This is a genomic window from Stutzerimonas sp. C6.4V (assembly GCF_058536345.1).
This window is the reverse complement of the sequence record NZ_JBZUBM010000001.1, coordinates 3,127,118-3,144,574: the sequence shown is the minus strand read 5'-3', so window position 1 is coordinate 3,144,574 and position 17,457 is coordinate 3,127,118. Positions and strand designations below refer to the sequence as shown.

Genomic DNA, 17,457 nt, shown 5'->3' with positions numbered 1-17,457 from the left:
GATACTTCGGCGGCGATGATGTCGCGGCTGAAGCCCCTCACGCATAGCTTGGTTTTTTAGAGCGGCCTGACGCGGAACAAACCGTGGTCGTGGCCTTCCTGCGACGCGCCATAGACCTGCTCGGCGACGGTGCGAAGACTGCTGCCCTGGGCCTGGAGAATCTGGTCCATGGCGCCGGCGAACCAGCCGGTGAACATGTAGTCCACAGGACGGCCGCATTTGCCGTAGACGTAGACAAAGGCCGAATGGTCCAGGCGCACCTCACAGGTGCCGGCTTCCAGGTCGATGGACTGGATCTTGAACAGGCCCCAGCCGCGCTGCGACAAACGCTTCATGTAGTGCTCGAAGACGTCGACGCCGGCCAGGCCGTGGCACTCGGCTTCCTTTTCGCACCAGTGCCAGGCCGATTTGTAGCCGGCCTTGTAGAGAATGTCGGCATAGGCCTCGGCGCCGAGGACTTCTTCGATGCCCATGTGGTTGTTGACGAAGAAATGCCGTGGCACATAGAGCATCGGCAGGGCGTCGGTGGTCCAGACGCCGGTTTCGTCGTCGACCTGGATGGGCATTTCGGGGGCGTGTGTGGCCATGTGGATCAACTCCAAATCAAGTCGGACGTAGGGTGGATGGCGCTTTATCCATCCACCGTGATGGTGGTTGGTGGATGAAAAGAGCGTCATCCACCCTACGAATCTGCGGGCTGCTTCTGCCCTCTCCCCAAGGGGCGAGGGAATGGCCCGAGAAGGCCAAGGGCGATTACTCGCCCCAGACGTCAGCGAGAACCCTCATCCAGTTTTCGCCCATCACCTTGCGCACCGTGCGTTCGGGCATGCCGCGCTTGAGGAGGGTTTCTGTGAGGTTGGGGAATTCGCCTACCGTGCGGATGCCCAGCGGGTTGACGATCTTTCCGAAGTTGGTCAGACGGCGTGCATAGCCCTTGTCATGGGTCAGGTATTCGAAGAATTCCTGGCCATGGCCTTGAGTGAAGTCGGTACCGATGCCGATGGCGTCCTCGCCCACAAGATTCATGACGTACTCGATGGCTTCGGCGTAGTCGTCGACGGTGGACTCGATGCCTTTGGCGAGGAAGGGCGCGAACATGGTCACGCCGACGAAACCGCCATGATCGGCGATGAACTTCAGTTCCTCATCGGACTTGTTGCGTGGGTGCTCTTTCAGGCCGGACGGCAGGCAGTGGGAGTAGCAAACCGGCTTCTTCGACTCGAGGATGACTTCCTCGGAAGTCTTGGAACCGACATGGGACAGGTCGCACATGATGCCGACGCGGTTCATCTCGGCGACGATTTCGCGGCCGAAGCCGGACAGGCCGCCGTCGCGCTCATAGCAGCCGGTGCCGACGAGGTTCTGGGTGTTGTAGCACATCTGCACGATGCCTACGCCGAGTTGCTTGAACACCTCCACGTAGCCGATCTGGTCTTCGAACGCATGGGCATTCTGAAACCCGTAGAGGATGCCGGTTTTGCCCAGCTCCTTGGCCTTGCGGATGTCGGCGGTGCTGCGTACCGGCATGACGAGATCGCCGTTCTCGCGGATCAGGTTGTTGCTGGCGACGATGTTGTTCACCGTGGCCTGGAAGCCCTCCCAGACGGACACGGTGCAATTGGCCGCGGTCAGGCCGCCCTTGCGCATGTCCTCGAACAGTTCGCGGTTCCATTTGGCGATGATCAGACCGTCAATGACGATACTGTCAGCGTGCAGTTCGGTAGGGTTCATCAGGTTACTCCCCAGTGCGGCGCATCGAATCTTTTGTCGACGCTTTGCGGCAGCTTATCCTTGGGGGGCATGTCGTCCCGATGCAAAAACGACCGGGGTATTGCTTAAAACGTCAGGACCGCTAAACCGATGGTCAGTGGCAGCTCCGGGCGCTTGAATAGTCGAGAGGCACGGCTGCCCATACCGGCTCGCAGCATCCTCCAGCAGGAAGGTGGGCTGTACGGATCTAGCTGAGGACTGCCATTGCAATGTTCATCACCTATCGCACCACCATCCTGCCTGACTGGGTCGACTACAACGATCATCTGCGAGATGCCTACTATCTGCTTCTGTTCAGCTTCGCCACCGACGCGCTGATGGATCAGATCGGCCTCGACCAGGCTGGGCGCGAGCGCAGCGGTCATACGCTGTACACCCTAGAGTGCCATCTGAGCTACCTGGCCGAGGTCAAGCTCGGCACTGAAGTGGAGGTGCGCACACAGCTGGTGGCCCATGATCGCAAGCGCCTGCACGTCTATCATGGGCTTTACCGGCCTGGGCAAGGGCAGCTGCTCGCAGCCAATGAGCAAATGCTGATCAACATTGATCGCCACGTCGGGCGCTCTGCGTCTTTCGACGAGGCCGTGCTGGCCCAGGTGGTGGCGCTGCGGGAAGCGCAGGGCGACTTGCCCCGGCCCATTCATGTCGGGCGAGCGATCGGCCTGCCGGGCAGGACCAAATGATGGGGCGGACGAGGCACCCGCGTAGAATGTGTCGAAACCGTGCGATGACTGCCGAACGGTGAGCGTGGCCAGTGACTGTCGACTGTGGCGATTTCAAATCGTGCCCCAGTGCCCTCATTGCACTGTGCATTCGCGGCGTGTGCTTCGCGCCGGGACAACACAGTGCAAGTGGCTTCTTGGGATAGCTACACGGCACGCGCTTGTTTGACTAGCCCGCGCCGTATCTGGTGTGCGATGTCACCGCGGCGGCGCAGGGGCTGGGCGGAGGCTGGCGGCGCCAGCCAACATTGCATCTTCCCGATAACCACTCAGTAGTCTATGACTACGTCGCCCTGCGGCACGCTGCAGCAGGACAGGATATAGCCTTCAGCTACATCCTCGTCGGTGATGCCGCCGTTGTGCTCCATGATCACCTCGCCAGCGGTCTTCATTACCTTGCAAGTACCGCATATGCCCATGCCGCAAGCCTTGGGTATATGGAGACCGAGCTGTGCTGCAGCCGAATGGACAGTGTCCTGTGGGCCAACGCGGATACTCTTGCCGGTCGCGGTGAACTCCACCTGATTGAGATCGGAAAGGGGAATTTCTGGTGCATCGGCGGCCAGGTCAGCCAGTTCCTGGACATCATCGCGCACGTCAGCCGGCGTCGCGCCAAAAGACTCCTCGTGATAGCGCTGCATGTCGAAGCCATTGTTGGCCAATAGTCGCTTTACGGCATTCATGTAGGGTGTCGGGCCGCAGCAGAAGATCTCCCGGTCGAGGAAGTCCGGCGCGATCAGCTCCAGCATGCGCTGGTCGAGATAGCCGCGGTAACCCGCCCATGCCTCGCCCATGCCGTGTCGTTCACAGATGATATGAAGACTGAAGTTGTTGACCCGCGATGCCATGTGTTCGAGCTCGCGGTGAAAAATCACATCCTTGGGCGAACGGGCGCTGTGGACGAACACCATATCCACGCTAGCGTTGGTATCAAAGAACCAACGTGCCATGGACATGACCGGAGTGATACCGACACCTCCGGACAGAAACAGAACCTTGTCGCTGGGATAGTCGATAACGTTGAAAAGACCGACCGGCCCGTGTACCGGCAACTGGTCGCCTTCGCTGAGATTGTCGTGTAGCCAGTTGGACACCTTACCGCCAGGAATGCGCTTGATGGTCAACGAGAAACTGTAGGGAACCGACGGTGAGCTGGCGATAGTGTAGGAACGCATCACCTGTTGACCGTCTATTTCAAGCTCCAAAGTGACGAACTGGCCTGGCTTGAAGAAGTACATGATCGGTTGATCGGACATGAAGCAGAAGGTGCGCACATCCCAGGTTTCCTGGATCACCTTCACGCAGCGCACCAGATGGCGGCCGTTGGTCCATGTCTGGGTATTGACCGGGTTGAGGAAATTGCTGGACATGCTCACCTCGATTGCGCGCTGGCTACTACGGCCTTTTAACGGGCCCTTTCCCGGGATGCGACTACTCGACGCATGGCCCTCTGGCGCAGAATTGTGCGCAACGCGCTACCGGCCCACTTACCTACCCGCGACATCGGCATGCTTATCGCGACCAGGCAGCTCTAAGGCGGCTCGGGGCGTCGGAAACTGATGTGTGGCTGTCGCCCATGGATAAGGTTTGCCTCTTTCGCCACTCCACACTCGGCCCCAGCCGAGCAGGGAAGAAGATCAAGCCGGAGTCGCTTTTTTTGACGGCATCGATGCAATCCGGCTCGCCGCCTTGCGTATCAACTGAATAGCCATTTTTGTCGCCAGCCACAGACGCCTGCAAGGCGCGGCCGGCTTGAGGAGCAACCGATGGATGCCACTTCCAAACTAAGCCTGGGCGATCCGCTCGAATCCGCGCGCAAGGCAACTGCCGAGATGCTGCAGACGCGCCAGCCGACATTCTCCCTTCCGCAGCCGTTCTATAACGATGAGCGGCTGTTCCAGATCGACATGCAGGAGATCTTCCACAAGGAATGGTTGATCGCCGGCATGACCTGCGAAATCCCCGCGAAGGGTAATTTCCTGACGTTGCAGGTCGGCGATAACCCGATCCTGGTCATCCGAGGTGCGGAAGGAGCGGTACATGCCTTCCACAACGTTTGCCGCCATCGTGGTTCCCGCCTGTGCACGAGTGACAAGGGCAAGGTCGCCAAGCTGGTGTGCCCTTATCATCAGTGGACTTACGAGCTTGACGGCCGGCTGCTGTTCGCAGGCACAGAGATGGGTGCCGACTTCGACTTGAATGAGTACGGGCTCAAGCCTGTGCAATGCAAAACTTCCGGTGGCTACATCTTCGTCTCGCTTGCTGAGAACCCGCCCGCAATTGACGATTTCCTTGCGACGTTGGCCCATTACATGGAGCCCTACGACATGGAGAACACCAAGGTGGCGGTGCAGACCACCCTGGTCGAAAAGGCCAACTGGAAGCTGGTGCTGGAAAACAACCGCGAGTGCTACCACTGCAACGGCGCACACCCTGAATTGCTCAAATCGTTGCTGGAATGGGACGACGTTACCGATCCGCGTGCCAGTCAGGAGTTCAAGGACCATGTCGCCGCGTCAGCCGCTGCCTGGGAAGCCGAGCAGATTCCTTACGCACATGCCAGCTTCGGCTTGCGCAACCGTATCGTGCGCATGCCACTGCTCAAGGGCACGGTGTCGATGACAATGGATGGCAAGCAGGGCTGCCAGAAACTGATGGGGCGGATCAAGAACCCAGAGCTTGGCTCGATGCGCATCCTGCACCTGCCGCATTCGTGGAATCACTGCATGGGCGATCACATGATCGTCTTCACGGTATGGCCGGTAAGTGCCCAGGAAACGCTGGTCACCACCAAGTGGCTGGTGCACAAGGACGCCGTGGAGGGTGTCGATTATTCGCCGGAAAACCTGCGCAAGGTCTGGGATGCCACCAACGATCAGGACCGCCGTTTGGCCGAGGAAAACCAGCGAGGGATCAACTCCACGGCCTACCAGCCCGGCCCGTACTCGAAGACCTATGAATTCGGGGTGGTCAACTTCATCGACTGGTACAGCGAGCGCATGTTGAACAACCTTGGGGCGGCTGCAGCGCCCTATCTAAGGCAGATCAATCAGTGACCGGCCCGGCGTACCCGCCGTAGCGCGGGTACGCCCTCTGCGCTGTGCAAACAAGAACAGCCGCTGTGCTTGGAAATCCGGACCGCTCCCGGTCCTCACTGCCGGAACGCAAGCAATCGTGCGGCGCCTCCAGCAACGTCCAGCTGTATGGCAGCTCGTTGCCTAGTCCGCCAGCTCGCAGCGGTTGCGGCCGTTGCGTTTGGCCTGCAGCAGTGCCACATCGGCGCGATTGATGGTCCTTGAGTAGTTCTCGTCGGCACGCAGTTGTGCCATGCCCAGGCTTACGGTAACCGACAGCGATTCGTCGTTGATCCGTACCCGTAGCTTGGCCACGGCTTCGCGCAAGCGCTCCATGACCAGTACGGCGCTGTCGGTAGCGGTCTCCGGCATGAGCACGAGAAACTCTTCGCCGCCCCAACGACCGCAAAGGTCGTGCTCGCGAATTTCCGCCTCCATCACCCGGACCACTTCCATCAGCACGTTGTCGCCGATTTCGTGGCCATGCTCGTCGTTGATGATCTTGAAACGGTCGATATCGATCATGACGATGCACAGCGGGCGTGAATAGCGCTTGGCCCGCTCGGTTTCTTCTCGAAGCCGCTCGGTGAGCAGGCGACGATTGGCGATGCCGGTCAGGGCGTCGTGGGTGGAGGCTTCCCGCAAGGCGATGTTCAGGTCACGCATCATCGTCTGGTAGCGATCGGAAATGCGCGCCACCTTTTCCAGTTGCCGCAGCTGTTTGTCGAAGCGGGCCGACAGGCTCATTTCGCGGTCGCGGACAATGCTCTGGTAGCCGTCGGAAACGCGTGCAATCCGCTCGATGCGGTTGAGCAGGTTGTGGTGCGCTTCCCACAGCTGTCTCAGGGTTTCATGCAGCGGATGTCCCTGGTTCTCGGGATCGGATAGTGACTCCAGAACCTGGCTTTCCAGGGGGTTGTGCCCGCGCATAGGAACCTTCTAGTCGTCGCTGAGGATCATGAATGGAAAGGTGCAGTCTTCCTTGAACTCTTCGGCCAGCTCTACCACACGTTCGTTGCGGCGATCATAGTGCCAGTTGACGGCCACTGGCTTGCCTTCCAGATGGGCTGCTTCGAGCAGGTCGAAAATATCCATCACGGCCTTGATGCTGCTTGTGTTGAGGTACAGCAGGTGCAATTCAAGCCGAAGCGGGCGCCCGGCTTCGGCCAGGTAGCGCTCTATCCACTCGATGACCTGATGGAAGAGTTCGTAGGAGTTTTCCGGGTAGGAATCGCCCTGCATGGCAAGCACGCCATTTTCCCAATCGGACTGGATGGCGGGCGATGACTGGCTGCCGGCGATGGTGAAATCATTCATGTTCAATGGGCTCTTGTAGTCAGATGACCGCGCTCAGGCTGATGAACGAGCGGCCGTTGGCAACGGTTTGCAGAGAGGCTTTCAGTGGCTCGCTGGATTTGCGGGCGATGTCGATCAGCCCCAGTCCGGCGCCACTGGCGGTGTTGTCTTCTCGTGGTTTGCGCAGCTGTTCCTTGTACCGGGCCTTGAGCTGGGCCTTGTCCAGGCTCGCCAACTCGTCAATGGTCGCCATCAGGGCTTCGCCATCTGCGGTTTCGATCAGATTGCCGGCAGAGACTACGTAGCGGCCATCGGCATCGTTGCGTGCGACCACGACCGTCGCGCCGGCTTCCTGATCGGCCCAGTTTCGCACCTTGGCATAGTGGCGAATGTTCTGGGTCATCTCGATGTAGACCGCGAAGACGTCCATCGCCGACGATGGATTGGCGTGATCGGCGGCAAGGTAGTTGCGCAGCGCGTTGCCGATTTCCTCGATCAGGCTGCGCGAGATCGGACCATTGAAGCAGAGCATGATCTGCTGTCTGTTGTAGCTTTCGCGCATGGCGAACAGGTCAAGGGTTTCCATGGGTCAACTCGACTCCGGTGAATGGCACTCAATCGAAACGGAAACACAACATTGTGATGTCGTCACGCTGGGGGTAATCGCCCTGGTACTCGGCCAGGGTGGCTTTGAACGCGGCGCCTTGCTCGGCCAGGGGCAGGCGGGCATGTCGCAGTATCATTTCGGCGAAGCGGCTGTTGCCGAAGCCATAGCCTAGCTCACCACCTGCCTGATCGAGGAAGCCATCGGTGGCGAGGTAGAAGGTGCGGCCCGGCGTCAGCGCAACTTCGGCATTCCGGTATTCGCCCACGCGCCGATCGCCGATGGCACGGCGGCCGGCCGGCTGCTCCTCGAGGCTGTCGCCGTCGCTGTAGTAGAGCGCGATCTTGGCTCCTGCATAAGTAACGTTGCGGCGGGCAAAATCGACATAGGCCAGGCCCACGTCCATGTTGGTAGCCAGCGCATGCTGGGTGCTGTCGTCGCGCAGCATATGCCGCACGATTCCGTCGGTGCGCACGAGCAGTGCCGCAGGGTCATCCAGGCCGGTGTCGGCGATGGCCTGCTCGATGGCAGCATGGGCGAGCATGGTCATCAGCGCGCCCGGTACGCCATGGCCGGCACAGTCGACCACGCCGAGCAGACAGCCTCCTTCGGTGGCCCTGTAGACATAGAAATCGCCACCGACTACGTCTCGCGGATGCCAGAGTACCGCGTGCCGCTCATCGAGATCGGTGACCAGCTGGCGCGCGGGCAGGATGGCATGCTGGATCAGGCTGGCGTAGTCGATCGAGTCGTCGATCTTCTTGTGCGCCGCAGCCATTTCGCGATTGGCCTGCTCAAGCTCCTGGGTGCGTTCCAGAACGCGACTCTCCAGCTCTGTGGTGTGGCTTCGAATCTTCTGCGCCATGCTGCCAAATGCCGCGCTGAGCTCGCCGATCTCGTCGTCGCGATGGGTTGGCAGCGGCGTATGGTAGTGCCCGGCGGCAATTGCCTGGGCGCTTTTACGCAGCTGCCGCAAGGGGCGTAGTACACGCTTGTCGACGAGCCAGGCACCCGCAACGATCAACAGGGCAAACAGGAGCAGCACAGCGGCTACGGCGGGTAGAAGGGGCCTGATCTCGATGACCTGCGCGGTACGCAGGTCGACGGCGCTGGCGACAAACCAGTTCAGTTCCGGAATCCAGGTCATCGCCAGCAGGCGCGGCTCACCGTCCAGAGCGACCTGCAGGGTGGCAGTCTCGCCCGGATTGTTTCGGCTGAACTCCATGGCATTGCGCAGTGCAGTGGCCTGCTCGATGTCATCCAGCAGGCCCAGCAGACTGGTGGCGAGCGATCGGCCCTGCGAGGTGTCGGCGTTGAGGGTTACCAGGTTCTGGTTGGGATGGATCAGGATCGAGCCGAAACCATCGAGCACCATGGACTCGACGCCGGACCTGTCGACCCTGATGAAGTCATCAATGAACGCGTTCAGGCTGATGCCCGACCCGACGATGCCAAGTGGCCGGTCGCCGTCCCGCACTACGATGTTGAACCAGATCTTCAGGTCCCCGGTGACGGCGGAGCGGTCAACGTTGAGATGGTAGGGCGCGTCCGAGCGCAGGGTAGTAAAGAACCATTCGTCAGCGTCGGCGTCAGGACTCATTTCATAGCGTGCGGCGTCGCTCAGGGGCTGGTTATCCCCGTTGGAGTAGTAACGATTGCTGGCCGCAGACGCCGCGAAATAGGAGTGGTCGCTCAGCGCCCGCTGATAGCCTGCGGCTTCGCTGAAGAACAGGGCACGCTTGGCCTCATCGCTCTCATCCTGCAACCAGGCGCGGGTAATGTGCGATTCGGCGAGACGTTGCGCCAGGGCCAGTTCGCGTGTAACGGGAGCGAACAGCCGTTCCCGGTTGAGCTGCACCACGTTGCGTGCATAGGCTTCGCCAAATCGTTTCTGCACGCCCTGCAGGGCTTCATGCCCGACCAGTGTCACGACGCCGACGGCAAGCAGAAAGGTCAACAACAGCGCCAGCAGCGATTTGCCGCGTAATCCCAGTGCCGCCATGATGGTTTCGCCCTTTCCCTGCGATTGTTGCCCAGCCCGGTCAGTGGCCTACCAAGCGTCGAAAAGCGGCGATTATCCGGTATAGGGCCACTTGCTACCAGTGCCGATTCGCCATGCAAAAACGGAGCCTTTCGGCTCCGCTAGGGTTTGCTACTGGGCAAGCTTCTTGTATTTCACCCGATGCGGCTGCGATGCAGCATCGCCGAGGCGCTTTTTGCGATCGGCTTCGTACTCGGTGTAGTTGCCTTCGAAGAAGATGATCTGGCCGTCGTCCTCGTAAGAGAGGATGTGGGTCGCGACGCGGTCGAGGAACCAGCGATCGTGGGAAATCACAATGGCCGCACCGGGGAAATCCAGCAGCGCCTCTTCCAGCGAACGCAGGGTTTCCACGTCGAGGTCGTTGGACGGCTCGTCGAGCAGCAGTACGTTGGCGCCTTCCTTCAGGGTCAGGGCCAGGTGAAGACGGCCACGTTCACCACCCGAAAGATCCTTGACGAACTTCTGCTGGTCGCCGCCCTTGAAGTTGAAGCGCCCCACATAGGTGCGTGACGGGACCTCATAGTTGCCGATGCGGATCATGTCGGAGCCACCCGATACCGCTTCCCACACCGTCTTGCTCCCATCCAGATCCTCGCGACCCTGATCGACGCAGGCGACCTGTACGGTATCGCCAATCTCGATGCTGCCCGAGTCCGGCTGTTCCTTGCCCATGATCATGCGGAACAGCGTCGATTTGCCGGCGCCGTTGCCGCCGATGACGCCGACGATGGCGCCCTTGGGCATGCTGAAGGACAGGTCCTCGATCAGAACGCGATCGCCGTAGCCCTTGGTGACGTTCTTGAAGTCGATCACCTTGTCACCCAGGCGCGGGCCGGCGGGAATGTAGATCTCGTTGGTTTCGCTGCGCTTCTGGAATTCCTGCGACTGCAGTTCCTCGAAGCGTTGCAGGCGCGCCTTGGACTTGGCCTGACGGGCCTTGGCGCCCTTACGTACCCACTCGAGTTCTTCCTTCATGGCCTTTTCATGGGCCGACTGCTGCTTGGATTCCTGCGCCAGGCGTGCGGACTTGGCTTCCAGCCAGCCGGAATAGTTGCCCTCGTAGGGGATGCCCTGGCCACGGTCGAGTTCGAGAATCCAGCCGGCGACGTTGTCGAGGAAATAACGGTCGTGGGTGATCGCCACGACAGTGCCATTGAAGTCGTGGAGGAAATGTTCCAGCCAGGCGACCGAATCGGCGTCCAGGTGGTTGGTCGGTTCGTCCAGCAGCAGCATGTCGGGGGCAGACAGCAGCAGGCGGCACAGCGCGACCCGGCGCTTCTCACCGCCGGACAGGTGTTCGACCTTCGCATCCCATGGTGGCAGGCGCAGGGCGTCGGCGGCGACTTCCAGCTGGCGCTCCAGGTTGTGGCCGTCGCTGGCCTGCAGGATGGCTTCGAGCTTGGCCTGTTCAGCGGCCAGCTTGTCGAAATCGGCGTCGGGCTCGGCATACGCCGCGTATACCTCGTCCAGACGCGCCTGGGCATCCTTGATGCTGCTGACCGCTTCCTCGACCACTTCGCGAACCGTCTTGTTCGGGTCGAGTTCGGGCTCCTGTGGCAGGTAGCCAACGTTCAGCTCAGGCATGGCGCGGGCTTCGCCATCGAAGTCGGTGTCGACGCCGGCCATGATCTTCAGCAGGGTGGATTTGCCCGACCCGTTGAGGCCCAGTACGCCGATCTTTGCGCCTGGGAAAAAGGACAGGGAGATGTTCTTGAGAATTTCGCGCTTCGGCGGAACGACCTTGCCGAGCCGGTGCATGGTGTAGACGTATTGAGCCATGGAAACGAGTGCCCGTGACGAAGAAATGAGGAGGCGAATCCCGCCGCCGCGGGCGGGTCGAACCGGACTGGCAAAGCTACCGGAATGCAGGGGGCAGGGCAAACCGCCCGGCTGATTCGGTCATCCTCTTTCTGCTTGCAGTGGGCCTCATGTTGTACATGACCAGCCCTCATACCCGCGCCCTGGCGGATGAGGTAGAATCCGCGCCTCTTTTATACCCGCCAGCTGATTCTCAGAGGACTGCCATGTTCAGCCGTGATTTGACCCTCGCCCGTTTCGACGCCGATCTCTTCGCTGCCATGGAGCAGGAAGCCAAGCGTCAGGAAGACCATATCGAGCTGATCGCCTCGGAGAACTACACCAGCCCGGCGGTGATGGAAGCCCAGGGCAGCGTGCTCACCAACAAGTACGCCGAAGGTTATCCGGGCAAGCGTTACTACGGCGGCTGTGAACATGTCGACGTGGTCGAGCAGCTGGCCATCGATCGTGCCAAAGAGCTGTTCGGCGCCGATTATGCCAACGTCCAGCCGCACGCCGGGTCCCAGGCCAACGCCGCGGTCTATCTCGCCCTGCTCAATGCTGGCGACACCATTCTCGGCATGAGCCTGGCCCATGGCGGCCATCTGACCCACGGCGCCAGCGTGTCCTCGTCCGGCAAGCTGTACAACGCCGTGCAGTACGGCATCGACGATCAGGGCCTGATCGACTACGACGAAGTCGAGCGCCTGGCTCTCGAGCACAAGCCGAAGATGGTCGTCGCCGGCTTCTCTGCCTACTCGCAGAAACTGGATTTCGCCCGTTTCCGCGAAATCGCCGACAAGGTCGGTGCCTACCTGTTCGTCGACATGGCGCACGTCGCCGGCCTGGTTGCAGCGGGCGTTTACCCGAACCCGGTTCCCTTCGCCGACGTCGTCACCACCACCACCCACAAGACCCTGCGCGGCCCGCGCGGTGGCCTGATCCTGGCGCGTGCCAACGCCGAGATCGAGAAGAAGCTGAACTCCGCCGTATTCCCCGGCGCCCAGGGCGGCCCGCTGGAGCACGTCATTGCGGCCAAGGCGGTGTGCTTCAAGGAAGCACTGCAGCCCGAGTTCAAGGCCTACCAGCAGCAGGTGGTGAAGAACGCCCAGGCGATGGCCGAAGTGTTCATCCAGCGCGGCTTCGACGTGGTTTCCGGCGGTACCCAGAACCACCTGTTCCTGCTCAGCCTGATCAAGCAGGACATCACCGGTAAAGATGCTGACGCGGCCCTTGGCCATGCGCACATTACCGTGAACAAGAACAGCGTGCCGAACGACCCGCGTTCGCCGTTCGTCACCTCCGGTCTGCGCATCGGTACTCCGGCGGTCACCACCCGTGGCTTCGGCGAGACCGAGTGCCGCGACCTGGCTGGCTGGATCTGCGACATCCTCGACAACATGGGCGACCAGTCGGTGATCGAAGCGGTGCGCGGCAAGGTCGAGGCGATCTGCGCCAGGTTCCCGGTCTACGGTAACTAAGCCGTCCTGCTGTAACGAGAGCCCGGCCAGTGCCGGGCTTTCTTGTTTCTGCAGGAGAGGTTCGGCCGGCGTCGCGTCAAGGCAGAGTGCCATCTGGTACCCTGCCTTCCATGCTGCCAGGTTATTTCTCGCTCAGGTTTCGTCCAGGTTCAGGTCATCGGAGAGGCTCGATGCAGCTCAAGCACAAGATCGCCGCACTCAGCATCCTGCCATTGCTGCTGGCTGTGGCCGTGGTCTGCGCACTGGTACTGGTCCAGAACCAGCGCCTCGGCGAGCAGCAGGCCAGGCTGATCGAGAGCAGCATTCTTGCCAGCAAGCAGGCCGAGCTGAAGAACTATGTGGAGATGGCCCTGAGCACCATCGCGCCGCTTTATGACAACGGGCTGGACGATGCCGAGACCAAGCAGAAGGTTCTCGCCGCGCTGGGGCGGTTCAGTTTCGGCAGTGATGGCTATTTCTTCGTCTACGACCGCAGCGGACGCAACCTGATGCACCCTCGGCAGAGCGAGCTGGTCGGCAAGGACCTTTGGAACATGACCGATCCCAACGGTCTGCCGGTGATCCAGGCCCTCATGCACAGTGCCGAGTCCGGCCGGGGCTTCCAGCGCTATGCCTGGCAAAAGCCATCGACTGGCCAGTTCGCGGAGAAGCTGGCGTACGTGGTGATGCTGGAGCGTTGGGGCTGGATGCTGGGAACCGGCATCTATCTGGAGGATGTGGATCAGGCGATCCTGCAGGTGCGCAAAGAAGTCGCCAGTGGCATCTACACCACTATGCTGGCGATTGCCGGCGTCGCGCTCGTTGCGGTCTTGCTGGTCTTTGCCAGCGGCTTGACGCTCAACGTCAGCGAGCGGCGACTGGCCGACCGCAAGCTGCAATTGCTGACCCAGCGAATCGTGAGCCTGCAGGAAGAGGAGCGCTCGCGAGTGTCACGTGAGTTGCACGATGGCATCAGCCAGCTGCTGGTCTCCATCAAGTTCCAGTTCGAGCTGGCGAGCCATGAACTGGCGAGCGGCAACCCCAAAGCGCAGGAAACGCTGGACCGCGGCACCGAGCGGCTGGCCGGCGCGATAGGCGAGGTGCGGCGAATCTCCCATGACCTGCATCCTTCGCTGCTCGACACCCTGGGTTTGCCGGCGGCGATCGGTCAGCTTGTGGCCGAGTTCGAACAGCGCAGCGGTTTGAAGATGCTATACAGCAATGCGCTCGGCGACGGCGATCCGGATGATTCGGTAGCTGTCGCGCTGTTTCGCGTGTTGCAGGAAGCGCTGGCCAACATCGAGCGGCACGCCGGGGCGCAATCGGTGCATATCAGCCTGGAAGGCGACGATGCCTCGGTGCGCCTGCGGGTGCGGGACGATGGTGTTGGTTTCAATCCGCGCCAACTCGACAGTATCAAGGGCGGCGGCATTGGTTTGCGCAATATCCGTGAACGGGTAGAACACTTCGGCGGACGTTTCAGCCTGCTGTCGGAAGCCGGCGGTACCGAACTGGATGTCACCTTGCCGGCGCGTGCCGGCTGAATTCTCAGATTCAGATAATAAGAGGCTCGCTCGATGACCCCGCAAGCTTGCATCAAGGTGGCACTGATCGACGACCATGCCCTGGTTCGGGACGGTATCCGCGCATTGCTGATGGCGGTTCCCGAGCTGGACGTGGTTGGCGAAGCCGGCAGCGGCGCCGAGGCGCTTGAGTTGCTTAGTCGCGTCGCGGCAGATGTCGTGCTGATGGACATCGGTCTGAAAGACGTTAACGGCCTCGAGCTGACGCAATCACTGCGCCAGCGGTTCCCGGCCATCCGGGTGCTGATTCTGAGCATGTACGACAACCAGGAGTACGTGAACACCTCGGTCAAGGTTGGCGCGTGTGGCTATGTGCTGAAGGATGCTCCCTCGCGGGAAATCATCACGGCGATCCAAGCCGTCGCTGCAGGAAACACCTATTACAGCGCCGGGGTTGCCGAAAAGCTCGCCAGTCGGGGCGCCGAGGAGCGCGAGCTGACGCCGCGAGAGCGGGAAGTGCTGCTCATGCTTGCACAGGGCCACAACAACAAGGCGATGGCGCGCGCTCTGAAAATCAGCGTGCGAACCGTCGAAACCCACCGTCTGAGTATCCGTCGCAAGCTCGACATCGATCGACCGGCGGACCTGATGAAGCATGCGATGGTTCACGGATGGTTGCCAGGTCAGCACTAACGCGGGTTTTGGGGTTCAAACTGGGCTGTCCGAATACCCCTGCTAAAGCAGACGGTTGTAATGGGATCGTCTTTACACCTATCTGGATACGCCATGCCTGCCAAAACCGCCGGATCTATCCCGCCACCGCCTTTGGTCTACCTGGTATTCATCGCTTGCGCCTGGGGGCTGGCCCGGTGGGCGCCGCTCGACCTCCCATCCCACCAGCTGGTGACCTACGGCGGCTGGGCATCAATTGTTGTCGGTGTGCTCCTGATGCTGTGGGCGGCGCGCGAGATGTATCGCCACCGCACCACCATCAATCCCTATGGCACGCCCAGCAGCCTGTTGCAGAGCGGGCCGTTTCGATTTTCACGCAACCCGATCTACCTGGCCGATACCTTCGTTTACTGCGGCGTTGCGCTGCTGCTCTCCAGCCTCTGGCCCTGGCTGTTGCTGCCGTTGCTGATCCTGTGCATGCAACGCATGGTCATCGTTTACGAAGAGCATCTGCTGACGCGCCTGTTTGGCGACCAGTACCGTGCCTACCGACGCCGTGTGCGCCGCTGGCTCTGAGCGCCGCCAGCCTTAGGGGTTGGCCTATAGTCAAAAGACGAATTACCGGGAGTGAATCGATGAGTGGGACAAACAGCGATCGTCGGCGCTTTCAGCGCATCGATTTCGATGCCGCAACGGAGCTTGTGCAGGGGCAGGATCGTTGGCAGGTCGAGCTGCACGACCTGTCGTTGAAAGGCCTGCTGGTCAACCGCCCGGCGAACTGGAGCGCGGACCCCGCACAGCCGTTCAAGGCGCGGATTCGCTTGTCAGACGATGCCGAGGTGCATATGGACGTCGAGATGATGCACGCCGAGGGTGATCTGGTTGGTTTTGTCTGTCGACATATCGATGTCGACTCGATTAGCCATCTGCGGCGACTGGTCGAGCTCAACCTTGGTGATCAGGCCCTGCTGGAGCGCGAGCTGGCTGCACTCGGCGAAGGCTAAGGATGCGGTTCGATGGGCTGCCCTGTATTGCGGTATCGCTACAGCGCAGCCCTCCGAGAGGCGGCGTTATTCGAACAAGGCGTCCAATGCCTGTTCAAGCCGTGTCACTGCAATGATTTGCAGACCCTTTGGAGCTTCTTTCGGCGCGTTGCCCTTGGGTACGATGGCGCGCTTGAAACCATGCTTGGCGGCCTCCTTGAGGCGTTCCTGACCGCTCGGCACCGGCCGAATCTCGCCAGACAGGCCAACCTCGCCAAACACCAGCAGGTCGGTATCCAGCGGACGGTTGCGCAGACTTGAGATGACGGCGGCCATCAGCGCCAGGTCGGAGGCCGTCTCGAGAACCTTTACGCCACCGACCACGTTGATGAACACATCCTGGTCATAGGTGGGAATGCCGCCGTGGCGGTGCAGCACGGCCAGCAGCATGGCCAGACGATTCTGATCCAGGCCAAGGGTGACGCGCCGTGGGTTGGCCATGTGGCTCGTGTCGACCAGCGCCTGAACCTCGACCAGCATAGGCCGCGTACCTTCCCAGGTGGCCATGACCACGCTGCCGGGCACCGCTTCCTGCGCCCGGGTGAGAAAGATGGCCGAGGGGTTGGTGACTTCCTTCAGACCTTTATCGGTCATGCCGAATACGCCCAGCTCGTTTATCGCGCCAAAGCGGTTCTTCACTGCGCGCAGCAGACGCAGGCGGCCATCGGATTCGCCCTCGAAATACAGCACGGTATCGACCATATGCTCCAGCACGCGCGGACCGGCCAGCGCGCCTTCCTTGGTCACGTGACCGACCAGGAAGATCGCCGTGCCGCTCTGCTTGGCGAAGCGCACCAGCAGCGCCGCGCTCTCGCGCACCTGGGCCACGCCGCCGGGTGCCGATTGCAGCTGCTCGGTGAAGATGGTCTGGATCGAATCGATGACCATCACCTTGGGTTTTTCCAGGCGTGCGGTGGCGATGATGGATTCGATGCAGGTTTCGGTCATCACCTTGAGACGGTCTTGCGGCAGGTCCAGGCGTCGCGCGCGCATGGCGACCTGCTGCTGGGACTCCTCGCCGGTGACGTAGAGCGCAGGAAACTGGCGGGCGATGTTGCACAGCGTCTGCAACAGGATGGTTGACTTGCCGATACCGGGATCGCCGCCGATCAAGACCACCGAACCGTCCACCAGCCCGCCACCGAGCACTCGATCAAGCTCACCGGAGGCAGTGGTGAATCGCGGTACTTCCTCGACGCTGACTTCAGCCAGCGTCTTGATATTGGCCGGGTCACCAGCCCAGCCCGCCCGACCGGATGGCGGCGCGGCGCCCTCGATGATGGTTTCCACCAGGGTGTTCCAGGCACCACAATCGCCGCACTGGCCAGCCCACTTGGGAAAGGTCGAGCCGCATTCGGTGCAGCCATACATGCGCTTGGCCTTGGCCATGGGGTACTCCGCGTCGGATAGGGGAGCTGCATGATAACGGCTGACTTGATCGCCATCAGTCACAAG

Annotated in this window: 16 protein-coding genes; 7 read left to right on the top strand and 9 right to left on the bottom strand. The window is 61.1% G+C overall.

What is annotated here, in order from left to right; all coding sequences use genetic code 11:
- Positions 1-56: 56 nt before the first annotated feature.
- Together AC4LFW_RS14810 and AC4LFW_RS14805 are read right to left on the bottom strand one after the other, a co-directional pair.
- On the bottom strand, positions 57-587 hold the full coding sequence (locus AC4LFW_RS14810) for a DUF5943 domain-containing protein (RefSeq protein ID WP_491819866.1): 531 nt from the start codon (positions 585-587) through the stop codon (positions 57-59).
- A 166-nt stretch (positions 588-753) separates the two neighbouring features.
- Entirely contained in the window at positions 754-1,731 is a 978-nt protein-coding gene (locus AC4LFW_RS14805) for a dipeptidase (protein WP_491819864.1), read from the bottom strand.
- Positions 1,732-1,979: 248 nt separating this feature from the next.
- On the opposite strand from AC4LFW_RS14805, the gene AC4LFW_RS14800 reads away from it, so the two are divergent.
- The gene (locus tag AC4LFW_RS14800) at positions 1,980-2,453 is read left to right on the top strand and encodes a thioesterase family protein (protein WP_491819863.1); all 474 of its coding nucleotides are present in this window, start codon (positions 1,980-1,982) and stop codon (positions 2,451-2,453) included.
- A 308-nt stretch (positions 2,454-2,761) separates the two neighbouring features.
- Here the strand turns inward: AC4LFW_RS14800 and gbcB are convergent, their stop codons facing one another.
- On the bottom strand, positions 2,762-3,862 hold the full coding sequence (gbcB, locus tag AC4LFW_RS14795) for a glycine betaine monooxygenase reductase subunit (protein ID WP_491819861.1): 1,101 nt from the start codon (positions 3,860-3,862) through the stop codon (positions 2,762-2,764).
- A gap of 396 nt (positions 3,863-4,258) precedes the next feature.
- Between gbcB and gbca the strand changes: the two genes are divergently transcribed.
- On the top strand, positions 4,259-5,548 hold the full coding sequence (gene gbca, locus AC4LFW_RS14790) for a glycine betaine monooxygenase oxygenase subunit (protein ID WP_491819859.1): 1,290 nt from the start codon (positions 4,259-4,261) through the stop codon (positions 5,546-5,548).
- A gap of 162 nt (positions 5,549-5,710) precedes the next feature.
- On the opposite strand, the gene siaD is transcribed toward gbca, so the two are convergent.
- The 5 genes from siaD to ettA all read right to left on the bottom strand — a co-directional run bounded on the left by siaD (position 5,711) and on the right by ettA (position 11,286).
- Positions 5,711-6,496, bottom strand: coding sequence for a biofilm regulation diguanylate cyclase SiaD (siaD, locus tag AC4LFW_RS14785; RefSeq protein WP_491819857.1), 786 nt, complete (start codon positions 6,494-6,496; stop codon positions 5,711-5,713).
- A 9-nt stretch (positions 6,497-6,505) separates the two neighbouring features.
- Entirely contained in the window at positions 6,506-6,883 is a 378-nt protein-coding gene (siaC, locus tag AC4LFW_RS14780; protein WP_491819855.1) for a biofilm regulation phosphoprotein SiaC, read from the bottom strand.
- Positions 6,884-6,902: 19 nt separating this feature from the next.
- Positions 6,903-7,448 carry a biofilm regulation protein kinase SiaB gene (gene siaB, locus AC4LFW_RS14775; protein ID WP_491819854.1) on the bottom strand — a complete coding sequence of 182 codons (546 nt, stop codon included), beginning with the start codon at positions 7,446-7,448 and terminating at the stop codon, positions 6,903-6,905.
- A gap of 28 nt (positions 7,449-7,476) precedes the next feature.
- On the bottom strand, positions 7,477-9,468 hold the full coding sequence (gene siaA, locus AC4LFW_RS14770) for a biofilm regulation protein phosphatase SiaA (protein ID WP_491819853.1): 1,992 nt from the start codon (positions 9,466-9,468) through the stop codon (positions 7,477-7,479).
- Between the two features lie 150 nt (positions 9,469-9,618).
- Positions 9,619-11,286, bottom strand: coding sequence for an energy-dependent translational throttle protein EttA (ettA, locus tag AC4LFW_RS14765; protein ID WP_491819852.1), 1,668 nt, complete (start codon positions 11,284-11,286; stop codon positions 9,619-9,621).
- A gap of 245 nt (positions 11,287-11,531) precedes the next feature.
- Here ettA and glyA point away from each other — a divergent pair, with 245 nt between their 5' ends.
- The 5 genes from glyA (at position 11,532) to AC4LFW_RS14740 (ending at position 15,963) form a co-directional block, all read left to right on the top strand.
- On the top strand, positions 11,532-12,785 hold the full coding sequence (gene glyA / locus AC4LFW_RS14760; RefSeq protein WP_491819851.1) for a serine hydroxymethyltransferase: 1,254 nt from the start codon (positions 11,532-11,534) through the stop codon (positions 12,783-12,785).
- A 170-nt stretch (positions 12,786-12,955) separates the two neighbouring features.
- Positions 12,956-14,308, top strand: coding sequence for a cache domain-containing protein (locus AC4LFW_RS14755; protein ID WP_491819850.1), 1,353 nt, complete (start codon positions 12,956-12,958; stop codon positions 14,306-14,308).
- 33 nt (positions 14,309-14,341) lie between these two features.
- Complete coding sequence (locus tag AC4LFW_RS14750; protein ID WP_491819848.1) at positions 14,342-14,980, top strand: response regulator; 639 nt, start codon at positions 14,342-14,344, stop codon at positions 14,978-14,980.
- A gap of 93 nt (positions 14,981-15,073) precedes the next feature.
- The gene (locus AC4LFW_RS14745; RefSeq protein WP_491819846.1) at positions 15,074-15,535 is read left to right on the top strand and encodes a methyltransferase family protein; all 462 of its coding nucleotides are present in this window, start codon (positions 15,074-15,076) and stop codon (positions 15,533-15,535) included.
- 59 nt (positions 15,536-15,594) lie between these two features.
- Positions 15,595-15,963, top strand: coding sequence for a PilZ domain-containing protein (locus tag AC4LFW_RS14740; RefSeq protein ID WP_491819845.1), 369 nt, complete (start codon positions 15,595-15,597; stop codon positions 15,961-15,963).
- A 66-nt stretch (positions 15,964-16,029) separates the two neighbouring features.
- On the opposite strand, the gene radA is transcribed toward AC4LFW_RS14740, so the two are convergent.
- Positions 16,030-17,391, bottom strand: coding sequence for a DNA repair protein RadA (gene radA, locus AC4LFW_RS14735; RefSeq protein WP_491819844.1), 1,362 nt, complete (start codon positions 17,389-17,391; stop codon positions 16,030-16,032).
- Between the last annotated feature and the right edge of the window lie 66 nt (positions 17,392-17,457).

Bases quoted from the DNA above. Each gene is read 5' to 3' on its own strand.
- AC4LFW_RS14810 (WP_491819866.1), bottom strand. From the start codon at position 587: ATGGCCACACACGCCCCCGAAATGCCCATCCAGGTCGACGACGAAACC.
- AC4LFW_RS14805 (WP_491819864.1), bottom strand. From the start codon at position 1,731: ATGAACCCTACCGAACTGCACGCTGACAGTATCGTCATTGACGGTCTG.
- AC4LFW_RS14800 (WP_491819863.1), top strand. From the start codon at position 1,980: ATGTTCATCACCTATCGCACCACCATCCTGCCTGACTGGGTCGACTAC.
- gbcB (WP_491819861.1), bottom strand. From the start codon at position 3,862: ATGTCCAGCAATTTCCTCAACCCGGTCAATACCCAGACATGGACCAAC.
- gbca (WP_491819859.1), top strand. From the start codon at position 4,259: ATGGATGCCACTTCCAAACTAAGCCTGGGCGATCCGCTCGAATCCGCG.
- siaD (WP_491819857.1), bottom strand. From the start codon at position 6,496: ATGCGCGGGCACAACCCCCTGGAAAGCCAGGTTCTGGAGTCACTATCC.
- siaC (WP_491819855.1), bottom strand. From the start codon at position 6,883: ATGAATGATTTCACCATCGCCGGCAGCCAGTCATCGCCCGCCATCCAG.
- siaB (WP_491819854.1), bottom strand. From the start codon at position 7,448: ATGGAAACCCTTGACCTGTTCGCCATGCGCGAAAGCTACAACAGACAG.
- siaA (WP_491819853.1), bottom strand. From the start codon at position 9,468: ATGGCGGCACTGGGATTACGCGGCAAATCGCTGCTGGCGCTGTTGTTG.
- ettA (WP_491819852.1), bottom strand. From the start codon at position 11,286: ATGGCTCAATACGTCTACACCATGCACCGGCTCGGCAAGGTCGTTCCG.
- glyA (WP_491819851.1), top strand. From the start codon at position 11,532: ATGTTCAGCCGTGATTTGACCCTCGCCCGTTTCGACGCCGATCTCTTC.
- AC4LFW_RS14755 (WP_491819850.1), top strand. From the start codon at position 12,956: ATGCAGCTCAAGCACAAGATCGCCGCACTCAGCATCCTGCCATTGCTG.
- AC4LFW_RS14750 (WP_491819848.1), top strand. From the start codon at position 14,342: ATGACCCCGCAAGCTTGCATCAAGGTGGCACTGATCGACGACCATGCC.
- AC4LFW_RS14745 (WP_491819846.1), top strand. From the start codon at position 15,074: ATGCCTGCCAAAACCGCCGGATCTATCCCGCCACCGCCTTTGGTCTAC.
- AC4LFW_RS14740 (WP_491819845.1), top strand. From the start codon at position 15,595: ATGAGTGGGACAAACAGCGATCGTCGGCGCTTTCAGCGCATCGATTTC.
- radA (WP_491819844.1), bottom strand. From the start codon at position 17,391: ATGGCCAAGGCCAAGCGCATGTATGGCTGCACCGAATGCGGCTCGACC.